This window comes from Malikia granosa (genome assembly GCF_002980595.1).
Lineage (GTDB): Bacteria > Pseudomonadota > Gammaproteobacteria > Burkholderiales > Burkholderiaceae_C > Malikia > Malikia granosa.
In genome coordinates this window covers 1-26,574 of record NZ_PVLQ01000040.1, presented here as the reverse complement: position 1 = coordinate 26,574, position 26,574 = coordinate 1, and the positions used below count along the sequence as shown (strand labels likewise).

29 protein-coding genes and 2 tRNA genes are annotated in these 26,574 nt (G+C 67.1%); 13 read left to right on the top strand and 18 right to left on the bottom strand.

Going from position 1 to position 26,574, the window contains the following annotated elements; translation table 11 throughout:
• The first annotated feature begins 1 nt into the window (after position 1).
• Together C6P64_RS11805 and C6P64_RS11800 are read left to right on the top strand one after the other, a co-directional pair.
• A complete protein-coding gene (locus C6P64_RS11805) occupies positions 2–763 on the top strand; it encodes a bestrophin-like domain (protein ID WP_245911709.1) in 762 nt (253 codons plus the stop codon).
• Positions 764–1,032: 269 nt separating this feature from the next.
• Entirely contained in the window at positions 1,033–1,485 is a 453-nt protein-coding gene (locus C6P64_RS11800) for a methyltransferase family protein (protein WP_105748768.1), read from the top strand.
• Between the two features lie 2 nt (positions 1,486–1,487).
• Here C6P64_RS11800 and C6P64_RS11795 read toward each other — a convergent pair whose 3' ends face one another.
• Entirely contained in the window at positions 1,488–1,784 is a 297-nt protein-coding gene (locus C6P64_RS11795) for an acylphosphatase (RefSeq protein ID WP_105748767.1), read from the bottom strand.
• A gap of 56 nt (positions 1,785–1,840) precedes the next feature.
• Here C6P64_RS11795 and C6P64_RS11790 point away from each other — a divergent pair, with 56 nt between their 5' ends.
• Positions 1,841–3,367, top strand: a complete 1,527-nt coding sequence (locus C6P64_RS11790; protein ID WP_105748766.1) for a S8 family peptidase — start codon at positions 1,841–1,843, stop codon at positions 3,365–3,367.
• 31 nt (positions 3,368–3,398) lie between these two features.
• Here the strand turns inward: C6P64_RS11790 and C6P64_RS11785 are convergent, their stop codons facing one another.
• Entirely contained in the window at positions 3,399–4,181 is a 783-nt protein-coding gene (locus C6P64_RS11785; protein WP_105748765.1) for a helix-turn-helix transcriptional regulator, read from the bottom strand.
• A 239-nt stretch (positions 4,182–4,420) separates the two neighbouring features.
• Between C6P64_RS11785 and C6P64_RS11780 the strand changes: the two genes are divergently transcribed.
• Both C6P64_RS11780 and C6P64_RS11775 read left to right on the top strand, forming a co-directional pair.
• The gene (locus C6P64_RS11780) at positions 4,421–5,410 is read left to right on the top strand and encodes a Bug family tripartite tricarboxylate transporter substrate binding protein (RefSeq protein WP_105748764.1); all 990 of its coding nucleotides are present in this window, start codon (positions 4,421–4,423) and stop codon (positions 5,408–5,410) included.
• A gap of 90 nt (positions 5,411–5,500) precedes the next feature.
• Positions 5,501–6,181 (top strand): flavin reductase family protein, encoded by a 681-nt coding sequence (locus tag C6P64_RS11775; RefSeq protein WP_105748763.1) that lies wholly within the window; start codon positions 5,501–5,503, stop codon positions 6,179–6,181.
• A gap of 100 nt (positions 6,182–6,281) precedes the next feature.
• Here C6P64_RS11775 and C6P64_RS11770 read toward each other — a convergent pair.
• The 6 genes from C6P64_RS11770 to C6P64_RS11745 form a co-directional block, all read right to left on the bottom strand.
• Positions 6,282–6,357: transfer RNA gene (locus C6P64_RS11770), tRNA-Thr, on the bottom strand.
• Positions 6,358–6,450: 93 nt separating this feature from the next.
• Entirely contained in the window at positions 6,451–7,482 is a 1,032-nt protein-coding gene (locus C6P64_RS11765) for a class 1 fructose-bisphosphatase (protein WP_105748762.1), read from the bottom strand.
• 20 nt (positions 7,483–7,502) lie between these two features.
• On the bottom strand, positions 7,503–10,166 hold the full coding sequence (pepN, locus tag C6P64_RS11760; protein WP_105748761.1) for an aminopeptidase N: 2,664 nt from the start codon (positions 10,164–10,166) through the stop codon (positions 7,503–7,505).
• Between the two features lie 3 nt (positions 10,167–10,169).
• A protein-coding gene (prfB, locus tag C6P64_RS11755) for a peptide chain release factor 2 (RefSeq protein ID WP_105748760.1) occupies positions 10,170–11,274 on the bottom strand; the annotation gives its coding sequence in 2 pieces (ribosomal slippage) (positions 10,170–11,192 and positions 11,194–11,274; 1,104 coding nt in all).
• An 83-nt stretch (positions 11,275–11,357) separates the two neighbouring features.
• Complete coding sequence (locus tag C6P64_RS11750; RefSeq protein WP_105748759.1) at positions 11,358–12,245, bottom strand: DMT family transporter; 888 nt, start codon at positions 12,243–12,245, stop codon at positions 11,358–11,360.
• Position 12,246: 1 nt separating this feature from the next.
• Positions 12,247–13,203, bottom strand: coding sequence for an alpha/beta fold hydrolase (locus C6P64_RS11745; RefSeq protein ID WP_105748758.1), 957 nt, complete (start codon positions 13,201–13,203; stop codon positions 12,247–12,249).
• 83 nt (positions 13,204–13,286) lie between these two features.
• Here C6P64_RS11745 and C6P64_RS11740 point away from each other — a divergent pair, with 83 nt between their 5' ends.
• The 4 genes from C6P64_RS11740 to C6P64_RS11725 all read left to right on the top strand — a co-directional run bounded on the left by C6P64_RS11740 (position 13,287) and on the right by C6P64_RS11725 (position 16,063).
• The gene (locus C6P64_RS11740; protein WP_105748757.1) at positions 13,287–14,348 is read left to right on the top strand and encodes an aldo/keto reductase; all 1,062 of its coding nucleotides are present in this window, start codon (positions 13,287–13,289) and stop codon (positions 14,346–14,348) included.
• A 31-nt stretch (positions 14,349–14,379) separates the two neighbouring features.
• A complete protein-coding gene (gene plsY, locus C6P64_RS11735) occupies positions 14,380–15,012 on the top strand; it encodes a glycerol-3-phosphate 1-O-acyltransferase PlsY (RefSeq protein ID WP_105748756.1) in 633 nt (210 codons plus the stop codon).
• 107 nt (positions 15,013–15,119) lie between these two features.
• Positions 15,120–15,671, top strand: coding sequence for a glycine zipper 2TM domain-containing protein (locus C6P64_RS11730; protein WP_105748755.1), 552 nt, complete (start codon positions 15,120–15,122; stop codon positions 15,669–15,671).
• An 8-nt stretch (positions 15,672–15,679) separates the two neighbouring features.
• On the top strand, positions 15,680–16,063 hold the full coding sequence (locus C6P64_RS11725) for a hypothetical protein (protein WP_105748754.1): 384 nt from the start codon (positions 15,680–15,682) through the stop codon (positions 16,061–16,063).
• A gap of 7 nt (positions 16,064–16,070) precedes the next feature.
• On the opposite strand, the gene C6P64_RS11720 is transcribed toward C6P64_RS11725, so the two are convergent.
• Positions 16,071–16,481, bottom strand: coding sequence for a SirB2 family protein (locus C6P64_RS11720; RefSeq protein WP_170073092.1), 411 nt, complete (start codon positions 16,479–16,481; stop codon positions 16,071–16,073).
• Positions 16,482–16,625: 144 nt separating this feature from the next.
• Here C6P64_RS11720 and C6P64_RS11715 point away from each other — a divergent pair, with 144 nt between their 5' ends.
• Entirely contained in the window at positions 16,626–17,108 is a 483-nt protein-coding gene (locus C6P64_RS11715; protein ID WP_105748752.1) for an Rrf2 family transcriptional regulator, read from the top strand.
• Here the strand turns inward: C6P64_RS11715 and C6P64_RS11710 are convergent.
• A complete protein-coding gene (locus C6P64_RS11710) occupies positions 17,105–17,320 on the bottom strand; it encodes a hypothetical protein (RefSeq protein ID WP_105748751.1) in 216 nt (71 codons plus the stop codon). The two genes, C6P64_RS11715 and C6P64_RS11710, sit on opposite strands and share 4 nt — an antisense overlap.
• Positions 17,321–17,415: 95 nt before the next feature.
• Between C6P64_RS11710 and C6P64_RS11705 the strand changes: the two genes are divergently transcribed.
• A complete protein-coding gene (locus C6P64_RS11705; protein ID WP_105748750.1) occupies positions 17,416–17,778 on the top strand; it encodes a translation initiation factor Sui1 in 363 nt (120 codons plus the stop codon).
• A gap of 51 nt (positions 17,779–17,829) precedes the next feature.
• Here the strand turns inward: C6P64_RS11705 and C6P64_RS11700 are convergent, their stop codons facing one another.
• The 3 genes from C6P64_RS11700 to acuI all read right to left on the bottom strand — a co-directional run bounded on the left by C6P64_RS11700 (position 17,830) and on the right by acuI (position 21,536).
• Positions 17,830–18,753, bottom strand: coding sequence for a ComEA family DNA-binding protein (locus C6P64_RS11700; protein WP_105748749.1), 924 nt, complete (start codon positions 18,751–18,753; stop codon positions 17,830–17,832).
• 59 nt (positions 18,754–18,812) lie between these two features.
• Positions 18,813–20,246 (bottom strand): DUF4139 domain-containing protein, encoded by a 1,434-nt coding sequence (locus tag C6P64_RS11695; RefSeq protein ID WP_105748748.1) that lies wholly within the window; start codon positions 20,244–20,246, stop codon positions 18,813–18,815.
• Between the two features lie 306 nt (positions 20,247–20,552).
• The gene (gene acuI / locus C6P64_RS11690) at positions 20,553–21,536 is read right to left on the bottom strand and encodes an acrylyl-CoA reductase (NADPH) (RefSeq protein ID WP_105748747.1); all 984 of its coding nucleotides are present in this window, start codon (positions 21,534–21,536) and stop codon (positions 20,553–20,555) included.
• Between the two features lie 137 nt (positions 21,537–21,673).
• On the opposite strand from acuI, the gene acuR reads away from it, so the two are divergent.
• Entirely contained in the window at positions 21,674–22,309 is a 636-nt protein-coding gene (gene acuR, locus C6P64_RS11685) for an acrylate utilization transcriptional regulator AcuR (RefSeq protein ID WP_105748746.1), read from the top strand.
• Between the two features lie 50 nt (positions 22,310–22,359).
• On the opposite strand, the gene C6P64_RS11680 is transcribed toward acuR, so the two are convergent.
• The 4 genes from C6P64_RS11680 to C6P64_RS11670 all read right to left on the bottom strand — a co-directional run bounded on the left by C6P64_RS11680 (position 22,360) and on the right by C6P64_RS11670 (position 24,471).
• A tRNA-Pro gene (locus tag C6P64_RS11680) sits at positions 22,360–22,436 on the bottom strand.
• A 45-nt stretch (positions 22,437–22,481) separates the two neighbouring features.
• Positions 22,482–22,949, bottom strand: coding sequence for a hypothetical protein (locus C6P64_RS11675; RefSeq protein ID WP_105748745.1), 468 nt, complete (start codon positions 22,947–22,949; stop codon positions 22,482–22,484).
• A gap of 29 nt (positions 22,950–22,978) precedes the next feature.
• A complete protein-coding gene (locus tag C6P64_RS18205; RefSeq protein ID WP_170073091.1) occupies positions 22,979–23,155 on the bottom strand; it encodes a hypothetical protein in 177 nt (58 codons plus the stop codon).
• Between the two features lie 95 nt (positions 23,156–23,250).
• A complete protein-coding gene (locus tag C6P64_RS11670) occupies positions 23,251–24,471 on the bottom strand; it encodes a polyhydroxyalkanoate depolymerase (protein ID WP_105748744.1) in 1,221 nt (406 codons plus the stop codon).
• A gap of 155 nt (positions 24,472–24,626) precedes the next feature.
• Here C6P64_RS11670 and C6P64_RS11665 point away from each other — a divergent pair, with 155 nt between their 5' ends.
• Positions 24,627–25,283 carry a glutathione S-transferase gene (locus tag C6P64_RS11665; protein ID WP_105748743.1) on the top strand — a complete coding sequence of 219 codons (657 nt, stop codon included), beginning with the start codon at positions 24,627–24,629 and terminating at the stop codon, positions 25,281–25,283.
• A gap of 68 nt (positions 25,284–25,351) precedes the next feature.
• On the opposite strand, the gene C6P64_RS11660 is transcribed toward C6P64_RS11665, so the two are convergent.
• Positions 25,352–26,524, bottom strand: coding sequence for a methyl-accepting chemotaxis protein (locus C6P64_RS11660; RefSeq protein WP_105748742.1), 1,173 nt, complete (start codon positions 26,522–26,524; stop codon positions 25,352–25,354).
• Positions 26,525–26,574: the final 50 nt, after the last annotated feature.

The window sequence follows — 26,574 nt, the reverse complement described above, 5'->3', positions numbered from 1 at the left end:
CTTGAACGTCAACACCTACGATCATTACGGCTACGCCCTGGTTGCGTTGGTCGGCACCGCCATGGCCGTGGCGCTCATCGTCTGGCTGATCCGCCATTCGCCCTGGAAGTCCCGCTTGCGCGAGCTGCGCGGCGTCGCGCCGCCCTTCATCAACATCCTGGGCGTGCTGTTCGGGCTGACGCTGGCCTTCATCGCCAACGACACCTGGTCGGCCCACGACAAGGCGACCGGCGCGGTCTACCGCGAGGCCGATGCCCTGCGCAGCCTGATGCTGCTCGGTGGCCAGCTCGAGGAGCCGCTGCGCTCGGACCTGCGCGCCATCCTGGGCCGCTATGCCCAGGCCAGCAGCGACGAATGGGCCAGCCTGGCGCAGCGCCGCTCCAGCGCGCATGCCGACGAACAAGCCAAGGCCTTGCTGCTGGCCCTCACCGACCGACGGATCGCGGAGCAGCTCGGCCCCGCGGTCCATGGGCTGATGCTGACCCAGGTCAGCGACATCCGGCACGACCGCGACCTGCGCATCGCGCTGAGCCAGATGCATGTCAATCCGCTCAAATGGCTCGGCATGGCCTTCCTGGGCCTGCTGACCCTGTTCTCGATCGCGATGGTACATATCGAGAACCCGCGTGCCGCCTATGTCTCGATCGCCTTGTTCGCGCTGTCGGCCGCACCGACGGCGGCCATCGTGCTGGTGCAGGGCAACCCCTTCCTGCAGCCGTCCTTCGTCTCGCCAGCGCCCATCCTGGCTGCGCTCGGCCCTTGAGCAAAAAAAACCCGGCCAGGTGGCCGGGTGTAAAGGTCTCGAAGCAGATGAAAATCCTAGGAGTGCTAGGTCGTGGGTGAGTGACGCCCACGTGCAAAGTATCGTGCCGGTCGGGCCGGGCAGGGGTCAAGCAGCTGTAACCCTTGTAAGCAAAAGTAGATCGGGCGCAGTGCGCTGCCAGGAAGGCCGGCCGCCGTCTGCGGCTGATCCAGCCGGCTGGCGACAACAGTGGCCGTCACAGGCAATAATGAACGACTCGATGCACCGACATGGCCAGCAGAACCTTCCAATCCAGCCTGATCACCTTGCAGTTCGGCATCCTGCTGCTGCAAGCCGGATCGGTTGCGCTGCAGCTGCGCGCTGCTGTTCCTGGCGGGCTGGTGGCGGCCCTGTGGTTGGCCTGCATTGCCCTGGGGCTGTGGGCCTTGAGTGCCAACCGGCCCGGCAACTTCAACATCCGTCCCGAGCCCAAGGCCGCAGGCCATCTGGTGCAGACCGGGCCCTACCGCTGGATTCGCCATCCGATGTACACCGCGCTGCTGCTGTTCAGTGTCGGCTGTGTCGCCTTCGTGCCGACGCTGCTGGCGGGCAGCCTGTCGCTGGCACTGCTGCTGGTGCTCTGGCTCAAGGCCTCGCTCGAGGAGCGCCTGCTGTGCCAGCGCCATCCTGCCTACCGGGCCTACATGGCTCGCACCCGACGCTTCCTGCCTTTCCTGGTCTAGGATCAGACCGTGTCGAGCCGCTCGAAGACGCTGAACCGGCCCTCGGCCTCGCTCACCACCACTTGGCTGACCACGGCAGCGGGCGGTCCGGACCGGGACCATTCGATCAGGCGCTCCAGCGCCTGCGGGGTCCCGCAGACCATGGCTTCGACCGTGCTGTCGAGCCGGTTGCGCACCCAGCCAGTCACCTCGAGCGCCTCGGCCTGTTCCTGCATCGACTGGCGGTAGTAGACCCCCTGGACCAGGCCATGGATCCGGAGATGGCGAACGATGAGGGAGGTTTCGTCAGTATTGATCATTGATTTCAATTCGTGGCGGGTATAAAATGATTTGATCATATTTGGAGTGATGTCAAATGCGCCAGGCCATGGTATTTTCGTCGCTAGTCATTGCTGCTGCTTCGGTGGCGCATGCGGCGCCCGGGGCTGCGGCCCATCCGTCAGCGGTTTCGCATCCGATTGACGGTCAGTACATCGTCGTCTTCAAGCGTGAGGTGGCCGAGCCCGCGGCCCTGGCAGCGCAGCTGGCCCAGCAGCAGGGCGGGCGCTTGCTGCACAGCTACAGCCACGCGATCAAGGGTTTCGCTGCCCGCTTGCCCGCCGCAGCCGTTGCGGCGCTGCGCAACAATCCCAATGTCGATTCTGTCGAGCAGGACGCGACGGTCAGCCTGAACGAGACGCTGATCGCTCCGCCGATGCAGCAGCCCAATCCGACCTGGGGGCTGGACCGGATCGACCAGGCCTCGCTGCCCATCAACGGCAGCTACAACTACCAGTACCGGGGAGCCGGGGTCCATGCCTTCGTGATCGACACCGGAATCCTGTCGAGCCACGTGGATTTCGGCACTCGCGTCAAGGCGGGTTACAGCGCGATTGCCGACGGCAAGGGGACCACCGACTGCAACGGCCATGGTACCCATGTGGCCGGCACGGTCGGCGGCAGCCAGTTTGGCGTCGCCAAGGGCGTGACCCTGGTGCCGGTCCGGGTGCTGGACTGCACCGGATCGGGCAGCAACAGCGGGGTGATCGCGGGGATCGACTGGATGGCCGGGCAGACGGCGATGCGACCGGCGGTGGCGAATATCTCGCTCGGCGGCGCCTTCTCGGCATCGCTCAACGCCTCGGTGGCCGGTGCGGTGGCCAAGGGGGTGACGGTGGTTGCGGCGGCGGGCAATTCCAGTACCGATGCCTGCCAGACCTCGCCGGCTTCCGAGCCTTCGGCGATCACGGTCGGTGCCACCAGCAGCAACGACTCGATGGCCAGCTACTCCAACTATGGCGCTTGCCTGGATCTCTTCGCGCCTGGCAGCGCCATCGGTTCGGACTGGTACAGCTCGACGACGGCGACCAACACCCTGAGCGGCACCTCGATGGCGGCGCCCCATGTGACGGGCGTCGCGGCCTTGGCATTGGCCGCCAACGGCAGTGCGACACCCGCTGCCGTGACCGAGTTCCTGCTCGCCAATGCCACGCCGAACCGGGTGACTGGCGCGGGCAGCGGCTCGCCGAACCGCCTGGTCTATTCGATGGCCGCCGGTGCGCCCGCAAGCCCCACGCTCAAGACGGTGGCGGTCAGCGCCATCACGGGCAAGGGCGTGAAGTCGGGCAATCAATGGCGTGCCAGCGCGACGGTGACGGTGCGCCAGTTCGATGGCTACAACTTCGTCGGCGCGGTGGCGGGAGCCACGGTGGCTGGCAGCTTCAGCCCCGGCGGCAGCGCTTCTTGCGTGACTGGCAGCACGGGCAGCTGCACGCTGACCAGCGCCTCGATCAGCCGCAGCTACACCACCAGCCAGTTTGGCGTGGTCAATGTGACGGGTGCATCGCTAGCGTATGACGCCAGCAAGAATGCGTTCAGCAGCATCAGCGTGAGCCGGCCGTAAGTTCTCCTGTTCGCGGCCTGCCTCAGTCAGCCTAGCCCTGCGTCGCCAATGCGAACAGCGCGTGCCGGCTGTGAATGCCCAGCCGGGCAAAAGCACGGTTGCGATAGGTCTTGACGGTGGAGGGGGCCAGGCCGAGGTCGGCGGCGATGCCGTCCTGTGTCCAGCCCTTGAGCAGCCGCTCGCACACGTCGCGCTCGCGTGGCGGCAGACCCTCCAGGCAGGAGGGCGTGGCGGGCCGGGCAGGGGGTGTCTGCAGGCTGATGGCGGCACTGGTCTGCACGCAGGCCAGCAGCGCCGGTGCCAGGGTCCGCACCGCGTCGATGGCGTTGTCGGAGAACGCGCTTTGCTCGGTGGTGCGGTAGAGGTTGAGCGCAAACAGGCCCTGGTCGTCCGTGCTCGACACGATGGTCAGACGCTCGCGCAGGCCGTGGCGCTGGTAGATCTGGGCCCGGTGCGGCGGTGAAATTTCCTTGGCCACCCAATGCATCACCGCCATCTCGCCTGGCCGGACCTGTTCCCGGGCGATGTGGAAGGTGTCGTCTTGCCGGTACAGGCCCTGTTGATACACCGTCCAGGAGTCCAGCGTGCCATCGGCAGCCTGGTAGCAGCCCACGGTGTGCAGTTGCGGCGGGCGGTGCGGAAACACGGTGTACACCGACATCCAGCAAAACGGCATCCAGCGGTTCAGCTGTGCCAGGGCCGCGTGGCCGAAGTCGGGCCGCCCCATGCTGGCAATCACCCCTGCCAGCGCCTGTTGCGCGGTTTCCAGTCCGCCTGATGAGGGGCTTGGGGCATTGACGGGAATCAGCTGCATGACGGTTCCAAGGCGCGGGTGAAAAAAGTGAGGACGATTATCCTGGAAGGCGGTTTGGCCCGGGTGTCCTGGGTCCTCGTCGGCATGAGGTGTGCCAGGGCAGTGGCCTCAGGGTTTTCCTGTCGACTTCTTGGGGGATAGGCCAGCCGGGTGTCCTCTCCTACAGTGAAGGCGTGATCGGCGCTACCCCGGGTGGCGCTGCACTGTCGTCAACCCCTTGTGTTCCAGGACTCCCGACCATGGCCTTTCATCTCCCTCGCCGCACCCTGGTGGCGGCCGCTGCCAGCCTGTGCGCCGCGCTGCTCACCCCAGGTTTTGCCCAGACCGCCAGCTATCCCGAGAAACCCGTGAAGCTGGCCGTCGGCTTTGCCCCCGGCACTGGCCCCGACCTGCTGGCCCGCACCCTGGGCATCAAGCTGGGCGAGAACCTGAAGCAGTCGATCGTGGTGGAGAACCGCAGCGGCGCGGGGGGCCAGATCGCGGCTGGCGCCATCGCCAAGGCTGTACCCGATGGCTACAACGTCCTGATTGCCGACGTCAGCGCCATCAGCATCGCCCCGGCCGCCTTCAGCAAGCTGCCCTATGACCCGATCAAGGAGCTGACGCCCGTGGCCGAGGTGGCCCGCACCGACTTCATCCTGGTGGTGCCCCCGCATGCCCCGGTGCAATCGGTGGCCGACTTCGTGCGCGTCGCCAAGGCCCAGGGCGGCAAGATCAACTTCGCCACCTTCGGCGCCGGCACCCCGGGTCACTTCGGTGCCGACATGCTGGGCGAGATGGCCGGCTTCCCGGTGCAAACCATCCACTTCCGCGATACCGGCTCGGCGGTGCAGTCCATCGTCGCGGGCGAGGTGCAGGCGGCGCTGGTGTCCACCGCCCTGGGCGTGGCACAGATCAAGGCCGGCAAGATGCGCGGACTGGCCACCACGGCGCCCAGGCGCAGCCCGCTGCTGCCCGAGCTGCCCACCTTTGCCGAGGCGGGCTACCCCAAGGCCGACTTCTCGGCCTGGTTCACGCTGTTCGTGCCGACCGGCACCGCGCCAGCAATCGTCGCCACGCTCAACGCCCAGGCGGTCAAGGCGGTGCAGTCGCCCGAGATCCGCAAGCGGCTGGAAGAGGCTGGCTTCACCGTTTCCGGCAGCTCGCAGGAGGAGGCCAGGCGCCTGGTCGAGGCCGAGCGCCTGCGCTGGGCCCAGGTCGTGAAGTCCAGCGGCTTCAAGGCCGACTGATTCGGTGCCTGTCCTGCACGCCCGCTGCATCAGCCGCCACCGTGAATCCGGTGGTGGATCTTGTCCATCCTCTTGATTGCCCTATTTCCCATGTACTACGAACCTGGTCGCCAGTCCCATGGCCTGCCCTACGATCCCTTCAAGTCCTGCGTCGTGCCGCGCCCGATCGGCTGGATCTCCACCGTCAGCCGCGACGGCGTGCAGAATCTGGCGCCCTACAGCCAGTTCCAGAACGTCACCTTCGATCCGCCCACGGTGATGTTCTCGGCCAACCAGACCTCCGAGGGCCTGCGCAAGGACAGCACCGTCAATGCCGAGCAGACCGGCGAGTTCGTCTGGAACATGGCGACCTACGAGCTGCGCGAGGCCGTCAACCGCAGCTCGGAGGAATTCCCGCCCGAGGTGGACGAGTTCGAGGTCTGCGGCCTGAGCCGGCTGCCTTCGCGCCTGGTGCGCCCGATGCGCGTGGCCGAGTCGCCGATCCAGTTCGAGTGCCAGTACCTGCAGACCGTGCGCATCCCTGGCAACGGCCCGATGGGCACGGTCGACGTGGTGTTCGGTCGCGTGCTGGCGGTGCACATCGCCGACGAGTTCCTGACCCCGGATGGCCGCATCGACATTCCACGCATCCGGCCGCTGGCCCGCCTGGGCTACTACGACTACACCTCGGTCGATCACAGCTTCAGCATGCCCACGGTCATGACCATGGGTGGCCGCGCCGGTCTGGAAGGCTCGCCGGACAAGGCCCGGCTTGCGCTGACCGGGAGCTGAGGCGCTGCTGCCTGACAGCGCTGCGGCGTGCGCTGTCCGTGGCTGCCAGGCCCGGAAACGAAAAAGCCCAGCACTGAGGCTGGGCTAGTCGTTGTTCTGTTGGTGCCGGAGAAAGGAATCGAACCCTCGACCTTCTCATTACGAATGAGCTGCTCTACCGACTGAGCTACACCGGCACTTATGTCAAATTTGCGTTGACACAGCCTGTGATTATAGCGCTTTCACGGGCTGTTTTTGCTGCGGCGCATCGGGTGTGCCGCAGTTTTTGCTCACTTGGCCGCGTCGGCTTCCAGGTGGTAGGCGGTGATGCGATCGACCTCGTTCTTCGAGCCCAGCACCACGCTGACGCGCTGGTGCAGCTCGGTCGGCTGGATGTCGAGGATGCGCTGGCGGCCGTTGGTCGACGCGCCGCCGGCTTGCTCGACCAGCCAGCTCATCGGGTTGGCTTCGTACATCAGGCGCAGCTTGCCCGGCTTGTTCGGCTCGCGCTTGTCCCAGGGGTACATGAAGACGCCGCCGCGGGTCAGGATGCGATGCACGTCGGCCACCATCGAGGCGATCCAGCGCATGTTGAAGTCCTTGCCGCGCACGCCTTCCTTGCCGGCCAGGCATTCGTCGACATAGCGCTTGACCGGTGTATCCCAGTGGCGCATGTTGCTCATGTTGATCGCGAATTCCTTGGTGTCCTCGGGGATGCGGACCTGGTCGGCGGTCATGACCCAGCTGCCCTGTTCGCGGTCGAGCGTGAACATCGCGACGCCATCACCCACGGTCAGCACCAGCGTGGTCTGCGGGCCGTAGACGCAGTAGCCGGCGGCCACCTGCTGGCTGCCGGCCTGCAGGAAGTCCTGCTCGGACACCGGCTCGATCGCCTGCGGGTCGTCGTTGTGCTTCTTGAGCACCGAGAAGATGGTGCCGATCGAGACGTTGACATCGATGTTGCTGCTGCCGTCGAGCGGGTCGAACATCAGCAGGTATTCGCCTTGCGGATAGCGGTTCGGCACCACATGGATGGTTTCCATTTCCTCGGAGGCCATCGCGGCCAGGTGGCCGCCCCATTCGTTGGCGTCGATCAGCACCTCGTTGGCGATGATGTCGAGCTTCTTCTGCACCTCGCCCTGGACGTTCTCGCTCTCGGCGCTGCCCATGATCTCGCCCAGGGCGCCCTTGTTGACTTGGATCGCGATGCGCTTGCAGGCGCGCGCGACGATTTCGATCAGCAGGCGCAGCTCGGAGGGGATGCGGCCATGCTCGCGTTGCTGTTCGATCAGGTAGCGGGTCAGGGAGATGGTGTTGCTCATGTCGGTTTCCTGTTGGGGGTTCAGTCGGCCAGTGCGCGCGTGACGACTTCGCGCACATCGTTGCTGAGGTCGGCCTTGGCGGCGACGCGGGCGATCGCCTCGCGTGCGGCGCTGCGGTAGGGTTCGGCCAGCTTCTTCCAGCGGTCCAGCGCGCGCGCCAGGCGGGCGGCGACCTGCGGGTTGAAGGCGTCGATCTCGAGCACGCGCTCGCTCCAGAAGCGGTAGCCGGCGGCGTCGACGCGGTGGAAGGCGCCCGGGTTGGCGTTGCAGTAGCTGAAGATCAGGCTGCGGGCCCGGTTCGGGTTGCGCAGGTGGAAGTCGGGGTGCTGCATCAGCTGCTTGACCAGCGGCAGGATGTTGCCGCCGCGGTCGGGCGCGCCGGCCTGCAGCGCGAACCACTTGTCGAGCACCAGCTCCTCGCCCTTGAACAGGGCATGGAAGCGCTCGAGCGCCGGCTGGGCCAGTGCCGAGCCGCTGCCGACCAGGGCGGAGAGCGCGTTGACGCGGTCGGTCATGTTGCCGGCGTCCTTGAAGCGCTGCAGTGCCTTGCCGGGCCAGACCGGGTTGCCGTTCTCGCGCGCGGCCAGGCACAGCATGTTCAGCGCCAGGCCGGCCAGGGCGCGGCGCCCGCTCGAGACCGGATCGGGGCGGAAGGCGCCGTTGTCCTGGTGGGCTTCGAAAGCCTGGATCCAGTCTTCCTGCAGGGCGTGGGCGAGTTGCTCGCGCATGGCCTCGCGCACCGCGTGGATGCGCTGCGGATCGACTTCATCGAGCTGCTCGGCGATATAGCCTTCGCCCGGCAGGGTCAGCACCAGTTCCTTGAAGGCGGCGTCGAGCTCGGGCGCGCGCAGGATGGCGCGCATCGCGTCAAGGTAGGCGGCGTCGAGCGGCTGGTGCACGGCGTCGGCCGACTGCACGGCGGCCAGCGCGCGGCGCAGCGCCAGCCGCTGGCCGGCTTCCCAGCGGTTGAAGGGGTCGCTGTCGTGCGCCAGCAGGGTCAGCAGTTCGGCGTCGCTGGAGTCATGCTCCAGGATCACCGGCGCGCTGAAACCGCGCAGGATGGACGGCACCGGCGCGGCGTCGATGCCTTCGAACACCACGGTCTGGCTGGTTTCGCTCAGCACCACGGTGCGCGCGCTGCCCTCGATCTCGCGGCCCTGCGCATCGAGCAGTCCCAGCGCGACCGGGATCACGAAGGCTTTCTTGCTCGGCTGGCCCGGGGTGGCCGGGCAGCTCTGGCCCAGGGTCAGGGTGTAGCGGCGCGCCTCGGCGTCAAAGTAGCCGCTGGCATGCAGGCGCGGCGTGCCGGCCTGCGAGTACCAGCGCTTGAACTGGGGCAGCAGTCGCGCCAGTTCGCTGTCGGGGTTGGCGTCGGCGATCGCCTGCGCGAAGTCGTCGCAGGTCACGGCCTGGCCGTCATGGCGCTCGAAGTACAGCTTCATGCCGCGCGCGAAGCCTTCGCGCCCGACCAGGGTCTGCTGCATGCGAACGACTTCCGAGCCCTTCTCGTAGATCGTGACGGTGTAGAAGTTGTTGATCTCGGCGTACTGGTCGGGGCGTACCGGATGCGCCATCGGGCCGGCGTCCTCGGGGAACTGGGCGCTGCGCAGCACGCGTACGTCTTCGATGCGCTTGACCGCGCGCGCTGACACGCTGCCGGCCATGTCCATGCTGAATTCCTGGTCGCGGAACACCGTCAGCCCTTCCTTCAGGCTGAGCTGGAACCAGTCGCGGCAGGTCACGCGGTTGCCGGTCCAGTTGTGGAAGTATTCGTGGCCGACCACCGATTCGATGCCGGCATAGTCGGCATCGGTCGCGGTGGCGGGGTTGGCCAGCACGTACTTGGTGTTGAAGATGTTGAGGCCCTTGTTCTCCATCGCGCCCATGTTGAAGTCGCTGGTGGCGACGATCATGAAGCGCTCCAGATCCAGTGGCAGGCCGAAGCGCGCCTCGTCCCAGGCGATCGAGGCCATCAGCGAGTTCATCGCGTGCTCGGTCTTGTCCAGGTCGCCCGGGCGCACATAGACCTGCAGCAGGTGTTCGCCGCCGCTGCGGCTCCTGATGCGCTGCTCGCGCGCCACCAGCTGGCCGGCCACCAGCGCGAACAGGTAGCAGGGCTTCTTGTGCGGGTCGACCCAGCGCGCGTAGTGGCGGCCGTCGTCCAGATCGCCCTGTTCGACCAGGTTGCCGTTGGACAGCAGCACCGGGTAGGCAGCCTTGTCGGCGCGCAGCGTCACCTGGTAGCTGGCCATCACGTCGGGACGGTCCAGGAAGTAGGTGATGCGGCGGAAGCCCTCGGCCTCGCACTGCGTGAAGAAGGTGCCCTGGCTGACATACAGGCCCATCAGCTTGCTGTTCTTGGCCGGGGCGCAGGTGGTGAAGATCTCGAGCTCGAAGGGCTCCTCGCCCTCGGGCAGCTTCTCGAGCACGAGCTGCTTGCCCTCGAGCTTGAAGCTGCTGCCTTCGCCGTTGACCAGCACGCGGGCCAGGTTGAGGTCCTCGCCGTCCAGGCGCAGCGGCTGGGCCGCCACGGCCGGGTTGCGGCGCAGCCGCATCTTGTTGAGGACGCGGGTCTTGGCCGGGTCGAGGTCGAAGCACAGGTCGACGCTGTCGACCAGGAATGCCGGGGCGGCATAGTCTTCGCGCTTCACCACCGGGGTGTTGCCTTCACGCAGTGAGGTCATGGGTCAAACGCCTTGTTTCAGAGAAGCTTCGATGAATGCGTCCAGGTCGCCGTCGAGCACCTTCTGGGTGGCCGAGATCTCGACGTTGGTGCGCAGGTCCTTGATGCGGCTGTTGTCGAGCACATAGCTGCGGATCTGGTGGCCCCAGCCCACGTCGGTCTTGGTGTCCTCGAGCTTTTGCTGCTCTTCCATGCGCTTGCGCATCTCGTAGTCGTACAGCTTGGAGCGCAGCCGGCCCCAGGCCAGGTCGCGGTTGCTGTGCTGGCTGCGGCTGTCCTGCGACTGGACCACGATGCCGGTCGGGATGTGGGTCAGGCGCACCGCCGAGTCGGTCTTGTTGATGTGCTGGCCGCCAGCGCCCGAGGCGCGGTAGGTGTCGATGCGCACTTCGGCCGGGTTGATGTTGATCTCGACCGAGTCGTCGATCTCGGGGTAGACGAACACCGAAGCGAACGAGGTGTGGCGCCCGCCCGAGCTGTCGAAGGGCGACTTGCGCACCAGGCGGTGCACGCCGGTCTCGGTGCGCAGCAGGCCGTAGGCGTACTCGCCCTCGATCTTGATGGTGGCGCTCTTGATGCCGGCGGTGTCGCCGTCGGTGATGTCCTCGACCGTGACCTTGAAGCCCTTGCGCTCGCCGTAGCGGGTGTACTGGCGCAGCAGCATGCTGGCCCAGTCGCAGGCCTCGGTGCCGCCAGCGCCGGCTTGGATGTCGAGGAAGCAGTTCAGCGGATCGGCTTCCTGGTTGAACATGCGGCGGAACTCGAGCTTCTCGACATCGGCGGCGAGGGCCTCGGCATCGCCCTCGATGGCCTCGAGGCCGGCGTCGTCACCTTCCTCCTTCGACATCTCGAACAGCTCGGCGTTGTCGGCCAGCTCGCTGCTCAGGCGGTCGAGCACCAGCACGACGTCTTCGAGCGACTTCTTTTCCTTGCCCAGGTCCTGGGCCCGCTTGGGGTTGTCCCAGACGGTCGGGTCTTCCAGCGCGCTGTTGACTTCGGTCAGCTTCAGGGCCTTGTGATCGTAGTCAAAGATACCCCCGTAGCTCGACCACGCGCGAGCTCAGGTCGGCGAGGCGGGCGGAGATGGCGTTGAGGCGTTCGGCTTCCATGATCTTGAATCTCTCTGTAATCGGTCAAAACGAGCGATTTTCTCATGCTTGCGCGATTTGCGGGCGATCGGCCCAGGTACGATTCAGCCCGCGCTGGCGGGCTTGAAGCGCCATTGCGCCAGCAGCATGGCCGCCAGCAGCAGGGCGGCACCGCTCCAGCCGCGCAGGCCGATCTGCTCGTTCAGCACCAGCCAGCCGCCGAGCGCCGAGAACAGGCCCTCGCTGCTGTAGATCACGGCCGCGTGCGAGGCCAGCGCATCGCGCTGCACGATCGCCTGCAGCGTGTAGGCCACGCCGATCGAGAGCACCCCGCCCCAGGCAATGGCGCCAGCGGCCTGCTGCAGCCCGTCCAGCGTGATGCGCTCCTGCCCCAGTGCCACCGCCAGCGAGAGCAGGCCCGCGACCAGGTATTGCAGCACCGACAGCCGCAGCGGGTCGTGGCGCCGGGTCAGCCGGCCGACCAGCAGCACATGCACCGCCCAGAGCAGGGCGCCGCCGAGCTGCAGCCAGTCGCCCGCGGCGATGCCCGCATCGGGCTTGACGCTCAGGAAGTAGAGGCCGGCGGTGGCCAGCGCGACCGCGATCCAGGCCTGGCGCGTGATGTGGGTGCCGCCCAGGCGCAGCAGCACCGGCACCAGCACGACATAGAGCCCGGTGATGAAGCCCGCATTGCTGACCGAGGTGCCGAGCAGGCCGACCTGCTGCAGGTTGATGGCGCAGAACAGCACCAGCCCGAGCAGCAGGCCCGCGCCCCACAGGCCCTGGCTGGGCTGTACCGGCAGGCTGGCGAAGGGCCCGCCGCGCCAGCTCCAGAGCGGCGCGATCAGCGCGACACCCAGCAGCATGCGGGCCCCGGTGTAGCTGAACGGGCCCACGCCGTCCATGCCGAGCTGCTGGGCGACGAAGGTGCTGCCCCAGATGGCGGCGGTCAGGACCATCAGCAGGTCCGCTTTCAGGCTCGAGCGCTGCATCTCAGTCCAGGAATTCTTCGATCAGCTGTGCCACGGCGGCCGGCTGGTCATGGTGCAGCATGTGGCCGGCGTCCTCGACCCGCGCGCGGCGGCAGTCGGGCACGGCGGTCAGCCGCTGGTGGAATTCATCGAGTGTGTACTCGCCCTGCTTGAACCAGCGCGCCAGGCTGTCGTCCGAGGCCTCGACCATCAGCGTCGGCGCCTGGATGCAGCGCCAGATCGCCTGCGCCTCGTCGGCGCGGTAGAGCAGGGCGCTGACGACCTTGTGCGCCGCGTCGCCCAGGATCTGCCAGCGGCCGGCTTCGTTGCGAGCCGACCAGTGCTGCGCGAGCCAGTGCGCCTTGGCTGCATCGAGCCGCGGGTTGGTCTTGATCAGGCGCTGCGCCACGCCTTCCAGGCTGTCGTACTGCTGCAGCGCGAGCTCGCCGCGCTCGAGCGCCTTGAGCTGGTCGATCCAGTTCGCGTAGCGCCGCGCGGCCTGCGCCGGGCGCGTCGCGGGCAGGCCGAAGCCCTCGAGGTTGACCAGCCGGCGCACCCGCCCGGGCCGCACCCCGGCATAGATCATGGCCGTGTTGCCGCCCATGCTGTGGCCGACCAGGTCGATCGCTGCGCCGCTGTCGCGGCCGAGCTCGGCATCGAGCGCGTCGAGCAGGAAATCGAGGTCGGCCAGGTACTCGGCCGGCGAGACATAGTGGTCGACCGGCCCGTAGTCGGTCGGGTCCTGGCCGGCACCCAGTGGTCGCGTCAGGCCGAAGCCGCGCCAGTCGGGCGCGATGATGAAGCGCTGCTGCGACAGTGCATCGACCACGAACTGGAACGAGGCCGAGACGTCCATCCAGCCATGCAGCAGCACCAGCGGGACGCTGCCCGGGCGGTACTCGCCCCAGCGTCGGACATGGTAGCGCTGCTCGCGAATGGTCAGGAAGCGGCTGCTTGAGGTTCGGATGGCCTGGTACATCCCTGGATTATTGCGGCAAGCCGTGACGGCCCAGGCCCGGCGCCGTGACAAAATCCGGCTCAAACGGACCAGAGAGCAACACCATGAACCTGATACCACTGGGCGCGAGCGAACTGCGCGTCACCCCGATCTGCCTGGGCACCATGACCTTCGGCGAGCAGGTCGGCGAGGCCGATGCACACGCCATCCTGGACCGCGCGCTCGAGCGCGGCATCAACTTCATCGACACCGCCGAGATGTACGCGGTGCCGGCGCGCGCCGAGACCTGCGGCGCGACCGAGACCATCATCGGCAACTGGCTGGCGGCCAATCCGGGCGCGCGCGACAAGATCGTGCTCGCGACCAAGGTCGCCGGGCCCTCGCGCGGCATGCCCTGGATCCGCGGCGAGCAGTCCGGCCTGACTCGGGCCGAGATCCTGGCCGCCTGCGACGGCAGCCTGCGCCGCTTGCAGGCCGACTGCATCGACCTGTACCAGATCCACTGGCCGGCGCGCTCGGTGCCGGCCTTCGGCAAGATCTACTACGACCCGGCCGAGGAAAAGCCCTGCGCCAGCATCCACGAGCAGCTAGAGGCCTTGGCCGAGCTGGTGCGCGCGGGCAAGGTGCGCGCGATCGGCCTCTCGAACGAGACCCCCTACGGCGTGCACGAGTTCGTCCGGCTGGCCGAGCAACACGGCCTGCCGCGCGTGGCCACGGTGCAGAACCCCTACTGCCTGATCAACCGCACGCTCGAGAACGGGCTCGACGAGACCATGCACCGCCTGGGCGTGTCGCTGCTGGCCTACTCGCCGCTGGGCTTCGGCCTCTTGACGGGCAAGTACGATCAGATCGGCTTCGATCCGCAGCAGGCCGATGTCGGCCGCATGGCCCGCTACGAGTCGATGCGCAAGCAGCGCTGGGGCCGGGCCGACTCGCTGGCCGCCGCGCGCTGCTACAACGCGCTGGCGCGCGAGCATGGCCTGACCCCGACCCAGCTGGCGCTGGCCTTCTGCTACACCAAGTGGCAGGTCGCCTCCACCATCATCGGCGTGACCAGCCTGGCCCAGCTCGACGAATGCCTCGATGCCTGGGGCACCACCTTGTCGCCTGAGCTGCTGCAGGCGATCGACCAGATCCGCTGGCAACAGCGCGACCCCGCGGCCTGAACCCCGCCGCAATGCCTTTTTTGGACCAAGCATGTTTGACCTGACTACCCTGGCCGTCGTGGCGGCCGCCTATCTGATCGGTTCGCTCTCCTTCGCGGTGATCGTCAGCCGCGTCATGGGCCTGAGCGACCCGCGCAGCTACGGCAGCAAGAACCCCGGCGCGACCAATGTGCTGCGCTCGGGCAGCAAGAAGGCGGCGATCGCGACGCTGTTGCTCGACGGCGCCAAGGGCTGGCTGCCGGTCTGGCTGGTCGCGCACTGGGGCTCGGCCTGGGGCCTGGGCGATGGTGCGCTGGCGGCAGCCGGCATGGCGGCCTTCCTGGGCCACCTGTTCCCGCTCTTCTTCGGCTTCAAGGGCGGCAAGGGCGTGGCGACCGCCGCTGGCGTGCTGCTGGGCTTCGAGCCGCTGCTCGGCCTGGCGACCCTGGGCAGCTGGCTGTTCGTGGCGCTGGTGCTGAAGTATTCCTCGCTGGCGGCCGTCGTTGCGGCGCTGTTCGCGCCCGGCTTCTATGTGCTGGCCAGCGGCGAGAGCTGGTCCTGGTATGGCAGTCCCGCGGTCGCGCTGGTCGTCACGGTCATGAGCCTGCTGCTGCTGTGGCGCCACCGCGGCAACATCAGCCGCCTGCTGGCCGGCCAGGAAGGCAAGATCGGCAGCAAGAAGTGAGTCCGGCTCGCAATGAACTTTCACCGCGGTCACAGGCTCCAAGCCTGGCCCGCCTGGCCTTGCGGCTCCAAGGGCCGGCCGTTTCACTGCACCTCGCAACCACCCCCATGAAACAACGATTCCGATCAGTTCCCCTGCTTGTCAAGGCGCTGCTGGCCGCCGTCGGTCTGATCGCCGCTTCGGCCCAGGCGCAGCAGGAAATGGCGCGCGTCATCAGCAGCACCCCGGTCATGCAGCAGGTGCCGGTCAGCCGCCAGGTCTGCCAGGACGAGGCCGTCACGCGCGGCGGCCAGAAGTCCGGTGCCGGCGCGCTGATGGGCACGATTGCCGGCGGCGCGCTCGGCAACGCGATCGGCGAGGGCAGCGGCAAGGCGGCCGCCACCATGCTCGGGCTGTTCGGTGGCGCCATCCTGGGCAACAGCATCGAGGGCGAGGCACCGCCCGAGACCCAGATGGTCAGGCGCTGCTACCCGCAGACCGTCTACGAAAGCCGGGTCAGCGGCTACCACGTGGTCTACGAGTTCGGCGGCAAGGAGTACAGCGTGCAGATGCCGAGCGACCCGGGCCAGTATGTGCAGCTGCAGATCACGCCGATCGTGCCGCGCCCGCCGGCCGGCTATCCCCAGCCTGGCTATTCCCAGTCGGGCTATCCGCGTTGAGGCCCGCCATGTCGCCGCTGAGTCCCGAACAGGTCACGCGGATCGCGCAGGAGCACGGCAGCCAGCCGACCTGCAGCGCCTGCAGTCCCTACGCCAGTCCGGGCTGGGAGTCCTTTCCCGGCACCGAGACCGACGAGGCGCTGCAGCCGCTCGGCGCGCTCTGGCTGCCGGGCGACGAGGAGCCCACGCTGGAGGAAGTCCGAAGCCCTGGCGTCGATGCCTGGTCGCCGCTGGCGCCGATCTCGCTCGCGCACCATCCGGCCAACCGCTGCGAGGTCTGGGCCTGCCGCGCCTGCGGCAAGCCCTTCCTGCGCTACACCGAATACGGCGGCTACTACGAGGACCGCCGCATCCGCGAACTCGATCCGCGCCGCTTGTCGTCGCAGCCCTGACCGCCTTTCACCAGGGCCACCAGCCCAGCGGATCGCGCGTGCGCGCGATCGTGACCATGGCCGCCGCGCACAGCAGCGCCGCCAGCAGGAAGACAAGGCGAGCGCCCCGGCTGCGCGCGCGCTTGAGCGCGAACGATCCCAGCACCATGTAGGGCAGCAGCAGCGCGAGCTTGGTCGAGAGCCAGCTTTCGTATAAGGGGTTGTGCCGCAGCAGCACCCACAGGCTGACCCCAGCCGTCAGCAGCAGGCTGTCGATCGCCACGCTGGCGCTGCGCACGCCGCGCCGCATGATCCAGTCCTGTTGCCACAGCGCGCCCAGGCCGCGCAGCGCGAACAGGCACAGGCTCAGGCCCACCAGCAGCCGGTGGGCCCACAGCAGGGTCGGATAGAGCCAGGGGGCTTGGTCGATCAGGGTCACGGCAATCGGGCTTTTAGAGGTGGAATGATAATAATCATACGCAATGAACCTTATCAAGCTAGAATCCATTTTCCGTAGCAGTTCCTTGGGTATAGCTTGCCGGTTCGGCTTGGCCTTCCCGCTTCTTCATAGCTAGCAGCCGCCATGCGTTTGACACAGTGGACCGATTACAGCTTGCGCATGCTGATGTATTGCGCCATCCATCAGGAGCGGGCACGACCGCCCACCGTGGGCGAAATCTCCGAGGTGCATGGCATTTCGCGCAGCCACCTGACCAAGATCGCCATGACGCTCGCGGGGGCGGGCTGGCTCGAGACCACGCGCGGCCGTGGCGGTGGCCTGCGCCTGCTCAAGCCCGCCGACCAGATCCGGGTCGGCGAGGTGGTGCGCCTGACCGAAACCGATTTCAACCTGGTCGAATGTTTCGATGCGGGCAGCAACAGCTGTCGCATCGTGGGCAGCTGCCAGCTCAAGAATGTCCTCGCCGAGGCCATGTCGGCCTACCTGGCCGTGCTCGATGACGCCACCGTGGCCGATCTGATCCGTCCTGCCCAGCGCATGGTCGAGCCACAGGCGCTGCCCATGCCCACTCGCAGGACCGATCAGCCGGTGACAGCGCTGTCCTAGCGCGCCAGCCGGAGCCAGGCCTGGGTCAGCTGGGCGATCAGGTCCTGCGGCCGCTGCACCAGTGCACGGCCCTGCATGCGCATAGCGGATGCCGGATGCCGGATGCCGGATGCACTCGCGGCCTGGTCGAAGTTCAGGCCGGCGAGGTTGCGCGCATTGGCGCTGTCGCGCAAACCCCGGAAGACCCAGTCGGCGGCAGACGGCTTCGGCATGGATGGGGCTGGGAGGGTGCCAGCGGAGGTGTTGGGTAGCCTTCAGGCAGGCCGCACAATAGGGCCCCTGCATCAACATCCGAACCGAACCGGACATGAAATCTTTGCGTGAACTCGGCGGCCTGGTCTATTCGACCGACAGCGGCCGCATGTGCCCCGGCTGTCGCCAGCCGGTGGCCCAATGCCAATGTGCCCAACTCAAGGCCGTCCCCGCTGGCGATGGCATCGCGCGCGTGCAGCGCGAAACCAAGGGCCGCGGCGGCAAGGCGGTCACGGTCGTGCGCGGGCTGGCACTCGATGCCGAGGCGCTGACGGCGCTGGCCAAGCGCCTCAAGGCCGCCTGCGGCAGCGGCGGCACGGTCAAGGACGGCCAGATCGAGGTCCAGGGCGATCATGCCGACAAGATCGTCGCCTTCCTGCAGGCCGAGGGTTTCAAGGTCAAGCGCAGCGGCGGCTGAGCAGGCTCGGGGCGGATCGCTAATCAGCCGCCGTCAGAACATGGACGGACTTCAGAGCACCAGCCGGTCGCGCAGCCTGGCGTAGAGCCGCTCGTCCATGCCGCGCACCCGCCGCAGCTGCTCGAGCGAGTGGTAGGGGCGCGAGGCCACCAGCTGTCTGGCCAGCTTGTCGCTGACGCCGGGCAGCGAGCGCAGCCTGGCGGTCGTCGCATGGTTGAGCGAGAGCGACTGGCTGCCAGGCTGGCGCGGCCAGTCCAGCGCGCGCCAGTCGCGCGTCACGTAGGCGGCCGGGGTCCATTCGCGCAGCATCAGCGTGAGCTGGCCCTTCGGCTTCGCTGCCGGCGCGGCTGCGGGCCAGTGCCAGCTCGGGCGCAGATCGCTCCACTGCTGCTGGCCGCCCAGGCAACCCAGCGTCACGCTGCCCAGCGGCTGGCCCTGGAAGCTGCCGCCGTCATAGGGCAGCTGCAGCGCCCAGAGCTCGAGCGCCAGCGTGCCGCTGAGCTCGCCCGCCGGGCGTGGATTGACTATGCCGTCGATCGCGAGCTCGAGCCGGCCCGCGTCAATGCTGACCTGCAGCGCCCCTGTCAGGCCGGGCTGCAGGAAGCGGTACGGCCGCAGCAGGCGCTTGCAGTCGTGCAGCCGGTCCCAGGCACCCTGCTGGCCCGAGACCAGCCTGAGCGCGAGCCGGCGTCCGGCCTGGCCGGCTGGCTGTGCCAGCGCGACCCGGCCCCCGACGCTGGCCAGCCGCCTGGAGTCCGGCAGCAGCGCTCCCAGCGGCCACTCGGCCAGCAGCAGCGACTCGTCGGCCCATAGCTGCAGGGCCATGCCGCGGCTGCCGGTGTCGTTGCGATTGATCGATCCAGGCTGGCAGTCCAGCCAGGCCCGCAGCTCGACGCTGTCGGTCTCGAAGCGCAGCTGGGGCTCGCCGGCAAAACGGGTCGGCCGCCAGTGCGGCAGGGCAGGGTCTTGTTCCATGGTCGGATCGGGATCAAACGAGAATTATCGGTCTGCAGGCGGCCGCTTCGCGGCCGGTTTCACCAGCGCGTGCGCACGGTGTAGTCGAGCTGTGCCGAACCCCGGGCCGGCAGCTCGACCTGCCACGAGGCCTGCTGCGCCGACGGCTTGCTGCTGCGCAGGCTTTCCTGCACGATCTCCCAGTCGCCTGCCAGCGCCTGCTGGACCCGGATCGTGACCACCTCGTCGCGCGCGTTGCGCAGCGTCATGCGCCAGCCGCTTTCGCTGCTGCGTTCGCCGAGCTGGCGAAAGCTCGTCTGCCGGCGCTCGGCCGACAGGTCGAAGGCCGACCCGAGCCTGAGCCTGACGGTCTCGTCGCGCGCGCGGTGCTCGATCCGGTCCTCGCCGACGAATTGCGCTTCGCCCTGGCGGTCGGGCGCGTAGAAGCGCACGACACCGGCCGGCAGGGGCTGGCCCAGCGCACCGCCCCGGTTGTCGAATTCGAGCCAGACCGAGGCCTTGAACTGCTGTACCCCAGGCTCCTGGCGCCCGAACTCCAGCATGCCGGTATCGAGCAGGTATTCGCGCCGCACCGGCACCGCCGTGGCCGCCAGCAGCGACAGCTGCTTGGTCTGCTGGTCGGCGATCGAGATCGGCCGCTCGAAGCGGTAGAGGTGGTAGTCGAGCAGCGACTCCTCGACCGGCGCCGGACTGGCGCGCAGCGCCGCAACCGAGGCCTTGCGCGCCAGCAGCGGGACGCTGTCCTGCACCCGGTTCAAGGCGCCGGCGACCAGCTGCAGCCGGGCATCGCGGTAGTCGGTGCCGCTGCGGTTGCTCAGCGTGACCCAGCCCGACAGGTCCATCTGCCGGCCATCGGCCGACAGCCGGGCGACATAGTCGGCCTTCCAGGACAGGCCGCCGCTCAGGTAGGACAGCTCGAGCGAGCGCGGGCCGGCGCTGGACTCGAGCAGCAGCGACAGGGTCGGGCGCGGGTGCAGGTCGGCGGGCAGCTGGTCGAAGGCCACTCGCCAGCCGGGCCAGCCCGGTCCGGCGGTCACGGCCTCGATCCGGTCCGCGAAGCGCAGCACCAGGCCGCCGCCATTTCCATTGCCGGTCGCCAGCACGGTGGCGGTCTCGCGCTGAAGCACGCCCGTGACCGGGTGCTCGCGCAGCAGCGTGACCTCGCGCCCGAGGTAGGACTCGAGCAGCTGCTGCGGCGTCAGTCGCTTGGCATCGAGGTTCTGCTCGAGCAAGTTCACCGGGCCGCCGCCGCTCCAGTGCAGCTGGGTGGTCTCGGGCCGCAGCTGGGCCGGGACCTCTCCCAGGTCCAGCCGCACCAGGCCGCCGGGCAATTGCACCTGGCGCTGCTCCCGCACCAGGGCCAGGTCCTCCTGGTACAGGGTCAGGGCGACAGCCCCGCGCTGCGACGGGCCCGCGCTCGCAGACTGGAGTGGTTGCGCCAGCGCCGTGCTGGTGATCGCGATTGCCGCTGCGACGCTACAGATGGTTTTCATTTTCGCCTCCCGCTATGGTCTCTGCCAAGCTTAGCCGAATGCCTGTCTTTGGCCCATCCCCGGCCGGCAGATGCAGGGTGGGGCGGCGACAGGCGTGGAAAAAGCAAACGGCCTGCAACCTCGAGAACTGCAGGCCGTCGTTTTCGTGGTCGGCGTGGCGGGTTCGAGCTTGCAGGGCATCATTGAAGTGCCTTCCGCATGAACGCGCCGTCTTCCTGACCCAAGCCTTCAGGAAGGCGCCAGCGCTGGTCCCGCGGTGAAATGCGGTGCATTCGCGGGGCAGGCCAGGACATTGACGGGTCCAGATCAGGCGTTGACGTCCACGATCACGCGTCCGCGCACCTGGCCGTCGAGCAGCTGGCTGGCCATGTCAACCACATCGTTCAAGCCGATTGCTTGGGCTATGTGACTGAGCTTGTCCAGGTCGAGATCTGTCGTCAGGCGCTGCCAGGCCTGCAAGCGCAGCTCACGTGGTGCCATCACGCTATCAATGCCGGCCAGTGTGACACCGCGCAGGATGAAGGGGGCCACGCTGCCCGGGAAGTCCATGCCGCCGGCCAGACCGCAAGCGGTGACCACGCCACCGTAGCGCGTAGTGGCACAGACATTGGCCAGCGTGTGGCTGCCCACCACATCGACCGCACCCGCCCAACGCTCACGTCCCAAGGGTTTGCCCGCTGCTGAAAACGCTGACCGCTCGAGTACGTCGCTTGCCCCCAGTCCCATGAGGAACTCGCGCTCTTCGGGACGACCCGTGACGCCCACCACCGTGTATCCCAGTTTGGACAGGACGGCTATCGCCACGCTGCCCACGCCGCCTGCCGCTCCCGTGACCAGGATTTCGCCTTTGTCGGGTGTCACACCGTGGTGCTCAAGCGCCATCACGCACAGCATCGCTGTGTATCCGGCGGTGCCTATGGCCATGGCCTGCTGCGGCGAGAAGGCCTCTGGCAAGGGCACCAGCCATTCGCCTTTGAGCCGTGCCTTTTGCGCCAGGCCGCCCCAGTGGCTTTCGCCAACGCCCCAGCCGTTGAGCACCACCTTGTCGCCCACTTTGTAGCCTGGGTGGCTGGATTCCTCGACCGTGCCCACCAGGTCGATGCCGGGCACCAGCGGGAACTTGCGGACCACGGGGCCGCGCCCGGTGATCGCCAGGGCATCCTTGTAATTCAGCGTCGAGTGGCTGACGCGCACCGTGACATCGCCTTCGGGCAACTGCTCGTCAGCGAGCTCCTGTACCGTGGCACGGTAGCCGCTGTGATCCTTTTCGATCAAGATTCCTTTGAACATCGAGGCTCTTTCAATTTGTAGACCAATCGCCTAGTCAAATTGTAGACTGGTCGTCTAGTAAAATGCCAGAGAGCATCTTCTCGAGTCGCGAGCCTCGCTTGTTGATCAGGGTAGACGAACGGTCCAATAATCTATTCATGTCACTTACCGCCAACCCTTCCCGCAGGCGAGGTCGTCCACAGAAGCGCGACGCCGACGAGCACGAAACCCGCGATGTCCTGCTGCGCGCCGGAGTGGTCGCGCTGACCGAGAAGGGCTTCTCGGCAACAGGTATCGACGAAGTGCTGAAATCGGTCGGGGTGCCGAAAGGATCTTTCTATCATTTCTTTGCCAGCAAGGAAGCCTTTGGCGCGGAACTGATTGCGCTGTACGCCCGCTACTTCATCCGCAAGCTCGATCGGTTCTTGCTCGACGACAGCCTGACTCCGCTGCAACGCATCGATGCTTTTTGCCGGGATGCAGAACAGGGCATGGCGCGTTTCGACTTCCGCCGTGGTTGCCTCGTGGGCAACTTGGGCCAGGAGATGAATGTGCTGCCACAAGCCTATCGCACGCAGCTGACGGACGTGCTGACCGACTGGCAGGCTCGCACCGAGCTCTGCCTGGAGGCCGCCAAGGCGGCCGGTGAAATTCCTAAGAGCAGCGGCTGTGCCGGCCTGGCGGCGTTCTTCTGGATCGGCTGGGAGGGCGCCGTGCTGCGCGCCAAGCTGGAGCGCAGCGCCGAGCCGCTGCGAATATTTGCCGACCACTTCAGGGCCATGGTGACGATCTGAACAAAGAAAAACGGGTTACAGACTTGCGATCTGTAACCCGTTGATTTTTTTGGTCGGCGTGGCGGGATTCGAACTCGCGACCCCTTGCACCCCATGCAAGTGCGCTACCAGGCTGCGCTACACGCCGAAGCCACCAATTATAGCCTGAGATCCGGTGCCGTCGGCCGCCAGGCTAGGGGGCTGGCGTGCGGGACAGCTTGGCGAGCTCCTTGTTGAGCAGGCGTTCGGCCGAGCTGCGCACGATCATCTTCTGCAGCCCGAGCGCCTGGCCGAGCAGGGCCTGGCCCTGCTCATGGCAGGACTGGGCCTGGGGCTTGAGCCGTTTTTCCGGCCAGTGCGAGACGCTCGTCTCGGTCGAGCGCAGCAAGGCCTTGCCCTCGCTGCCCGACAGGCCGCTCAGATAGGCATTGCCGATATGGGCGAAGGCGCTCTCGAGGCGGCGCTGCCACTGCTCCCGCTCCTGGGGCGTGGGGTCGGGATGCAGGCCGGACTTGACTTCGCGCTCGAGCACGGCGACGCAGAGCGCGGCACCAGAAAAGCGGGACTCGGCCGGCTCCGCGGCCGGCCCGGTCGCGCCAGCCTGCTGGCCGGCGAGCAGCAGTGCCAGCAGCAGCGGATAGGATCTGCGTACGGGGTTCATGGCATCAGTGTGCCCTGAATCCCCGCTGCTCAGCGGTGTTGTGCCGCTTCAGGCCAACTGCGGTAGCCGACCGAGGACGCCGTTGTGTCACCGAGGTGGTGCCTGCCATCCTGGTGCGATCCGGTGGCGACCTCGACATACAGGCGGCAGGAGATGGCTTCATACCAGCGATGCAGCTGCAGTGACAGTTGGGACAGGATGCTCATGGTGCTCCCCTTTCTTGAAAAAACGGTTTATACCGTATATTTGTTTTTTTGCTGTAACGGTGTGCAACAGGTCGCGGCCGGGCGGCTTTTCTGTCTCAAGCCGAGTGGGCGTGAATCATGTCCCGCACCCGGGGGTAGATCTGCTGGTTCCACTTGCTGCCGCTGAAGACGCCGTAGTGACCGACGCCGGTCTGGACGTAATGCTGCTTGCGGTAGGGCCGGATGTTCGGGCACAGCTCCTGCGCCGCCATGGTCTGCCCGACCGCGCAGATGTCGTCGCGCTCGCCCTCGACCGTCATCAGCGCCGTGCGGCGGATGGCGGCCGGATTGACGCGGCGGCCCCGCCAGCGCAACTGCCCGAGCGGCAGGTCATAGCTCTGGAATACCTGCGCGATGGTCTCGAGGTAGAACTCGGCCGGCAGGTCGTTGACGGCCAGGTATTCCTCGTAGAAGCTCTGGATGGCGCGCGCCTCTTCGGTGCGCCCTTCGAGCAGGTGCTGGTAGAGCTGCTTGAAGGACTGCTTGTGGCGCTCCAGGTTCATGCTCATGAAGGCCGACAGCTGCACGAAGCCCGGGTAGACCCGGCGCATGAAGCCCGGATGCGGCCAGGGCACGCGGCTGATCAGGTGCTGCTCGAACCATTCGATCGGCTTGCTGGTGGCCAGCCGGTTGACTTCGGTCGGGTTGATCCGGCAGTCCACCGGTCCGGCCATCAGGGTCAGGCTGCGCGGCTGGGCCAGGTGGTTGTCCTCCGCCATCAGGGCGGTCGCGGCCAGGGCGGCGACGCAGGGCTGGCAGACCGCCACCACATGGCAGCCGGGCCCGATGGTCTCGATGAAGCGCATCAGGTAGTCGATGTAGTCTTCCAGGCCGAAGGCGCCATGCTGCAGTCCGATGTCGCGCGCGTTGCGCCAGTCGGTGATGTAGACCTCGTGGTCCTGCAGCAGGGTGCGCAGCGTTTCGCGCAGCAGCGTGGCGAAATGGCCCGACAGCGGCGCGACCAGCAGCACCGGGGGCTGTGCGGGCAGCCCGGCGGCGCCGGTCTTGCGAAAGTGCAGCAGGCTGCCGAACGGCAGCTCGAGCCGCACCTGCTCCTCGATGCCGACGCGCTGGCCCTCGATCGTCACGCTGTCGATGCCGAAGGCCGGGCGGCTGTGGGTCAGGCGCAGGCTAGAGAGCGTCTCGCAGGCCGCTGCCAGCTGGCGCAGCAGCGAGCGCTCGGTTTGCTGCAGCCAGGCGCTGCGGCCCAGTTGCTCGGCCAGGCGGTGCAGCGGGGACATGGCGTCGGTCTGGATCTGGTAGGCCTGGTAAAGCATGGTGTCCCTCAAAGCGTTGTCAAGCCACAGTGCAAGTTGCGGGCCAGCCCCGTGGGGGTGCGATGCACCGTCCCAGTGCAGCAGCGCCTGCTGCACGGCCCGCGCGCAGGCATGACCCTTGCATCAGGCGCTTACCACCAGAGGAGAGCCATCACATGACGAAAGCCGTTCTGACCATCAGCAGCAAGAACTACGGCGCCTGGGCCCTGCGCGGCTGGCTCATGGCCAAGCTGGCCGAACTCGACTTCAGCGAGGAGGTGATCTCGCCCGACGACCCGGCCATGCGGGCCGAGATGCTGCTGCTGTCTTCCTCGATCCGCGTGCCGGCGCTGCACCACAATGGCATCGAGATCTGGGACACGCTGGCGATCGCCGAATACCTGCACGAGATCAGGCCGGACGCCGGGCTGCTGCCCGCCGACCCGGTGGCGCGCGCGCATTGCCGCTCGATCTGCGGCGAGATGCATTCGGGCTTTGCTGCCCTGCGTTCCTCGCTGCCGATGAACATCAAGGCGCGCAGTCCGGGCTTCAAGGTCTGGTCGCGTGCCCAGGTCGACATCGACCGCATCAGCACGATCTGGCGCGAATGCCTGTCCCGCTATGGCGGTCCCTACCTGTTCGGTGCCCGGCCGGGCATGGCCGACGCGATGTTCGCCCCGGTGGTGACGCGCTTCATCACCTATGACGTTGCGCTCGACCCGGACTGCGCGGCCTATTGCCAGACCCTGCTGGCGCTGCCGGCGCTGCAGCAGTGGATAGCGGCCGCGCTGGCCGAGCCCGAGGCGATCGACGAGCTCGAGGCCGAGTTCTGAACCTGGGCGTGCCGCCGCTCGAACTCACGACCCCCTGCATACGGGGCCGGTCAATTCGACGCTGGGCGTCAGAGCTTGAAGACCGATACCGTGTGCACCAGCGCGTCGGACTGGCTCCGCAGGCTGCTGGCCGCCGCTGCCATCTGCTCCACCAGGGCCGCGTTCTGCTGGGTGACCTGGTCCATCTGATTGACGGCTTCGCTCACCTGGGAGACCGAGTCGCTTTGCTCGTTGCTGTTGGACGTGATCTCGTCCATGATGTCCGTCGCATTGCGAATGCTGCTGATGACTTCGGCCATCGTCGAGCCTGCTTTGGCAACCAGCAGGTTCCCTTGTTCCACCCGCTCCACGCTGGTGTTGATCAGGGTCTTGACTTCCCGGGCGGCTTCGGCCGAACGCCCTGCCAATGACCTGACCTCGCTTGCCACCACGGCGAATCCCCGTCCCTGCTCGCCTGCGCGTGCGGCTTCAACCGCGGCATTGAGCGCCAGGATATTGGTCTGGAAGGCGATGCCATCGATCACGCTGATGATTTCAAAGATCTTGCTCGATGAATCATTGATGTGCTGCATGGTCTCGACGACCTCGGCCACCACGGCACCGCCAGTCTTGGCGATTTCGACCGCACTGTGGGACAGCAGATTGGCCTGGCGCGCAATCTTGGCGTTCTGTGCCACGTTCGAGCTCAACTCTTCCATCGAGGCGGCCGTTTCCTCCAGCGCACTGGCCTGACTTTCGGTTCTTGCCGACAGGTCGTGGTTGCCTTGCGAGATTTCGGAGCTCGCGGTGGCAACGCCCTGGGCCTCCTCTCGCACCGTGCTCACCACCTTGACCAGGCTGGACTGCATCGCCCGAAGCTGTGCCAGCAGGCTTGACGTATCGCCGTTTCGCAGCGGAATCTGGAAACTCAGGTCGCCCGCTCCCACACGCTGTGCCAATTGAGCCGCAAGCTCGGGCTCGCCCCCGAGCTTGACCATCAATTCCCGGACAATCAAGGCGCTTATGGCCGCAGCCAGCAGGCAAGCCAGCAGGCCCCCGGCGAGCATGGTGTGCTGGATGGAGTTGGCGGAACTGAAGGCGCTCGATGACGCCTGTTTGGCATTGTCAATCTGCTCTTTGCGAAAGCTGGCGAGTTGTGCTTCCAGGACCTCGCTGGCCTTGTCGAAGCCTGGCGTAGTGGCGCTGCCCTTCATCAACACATTCCCGGCTTCCATGCCATCTTGGACATAGGTCTCGGCCATGGTCTTGCCAAGACGGTAGAACTCATTGAGGCTTTGTTGTATTAATCAAT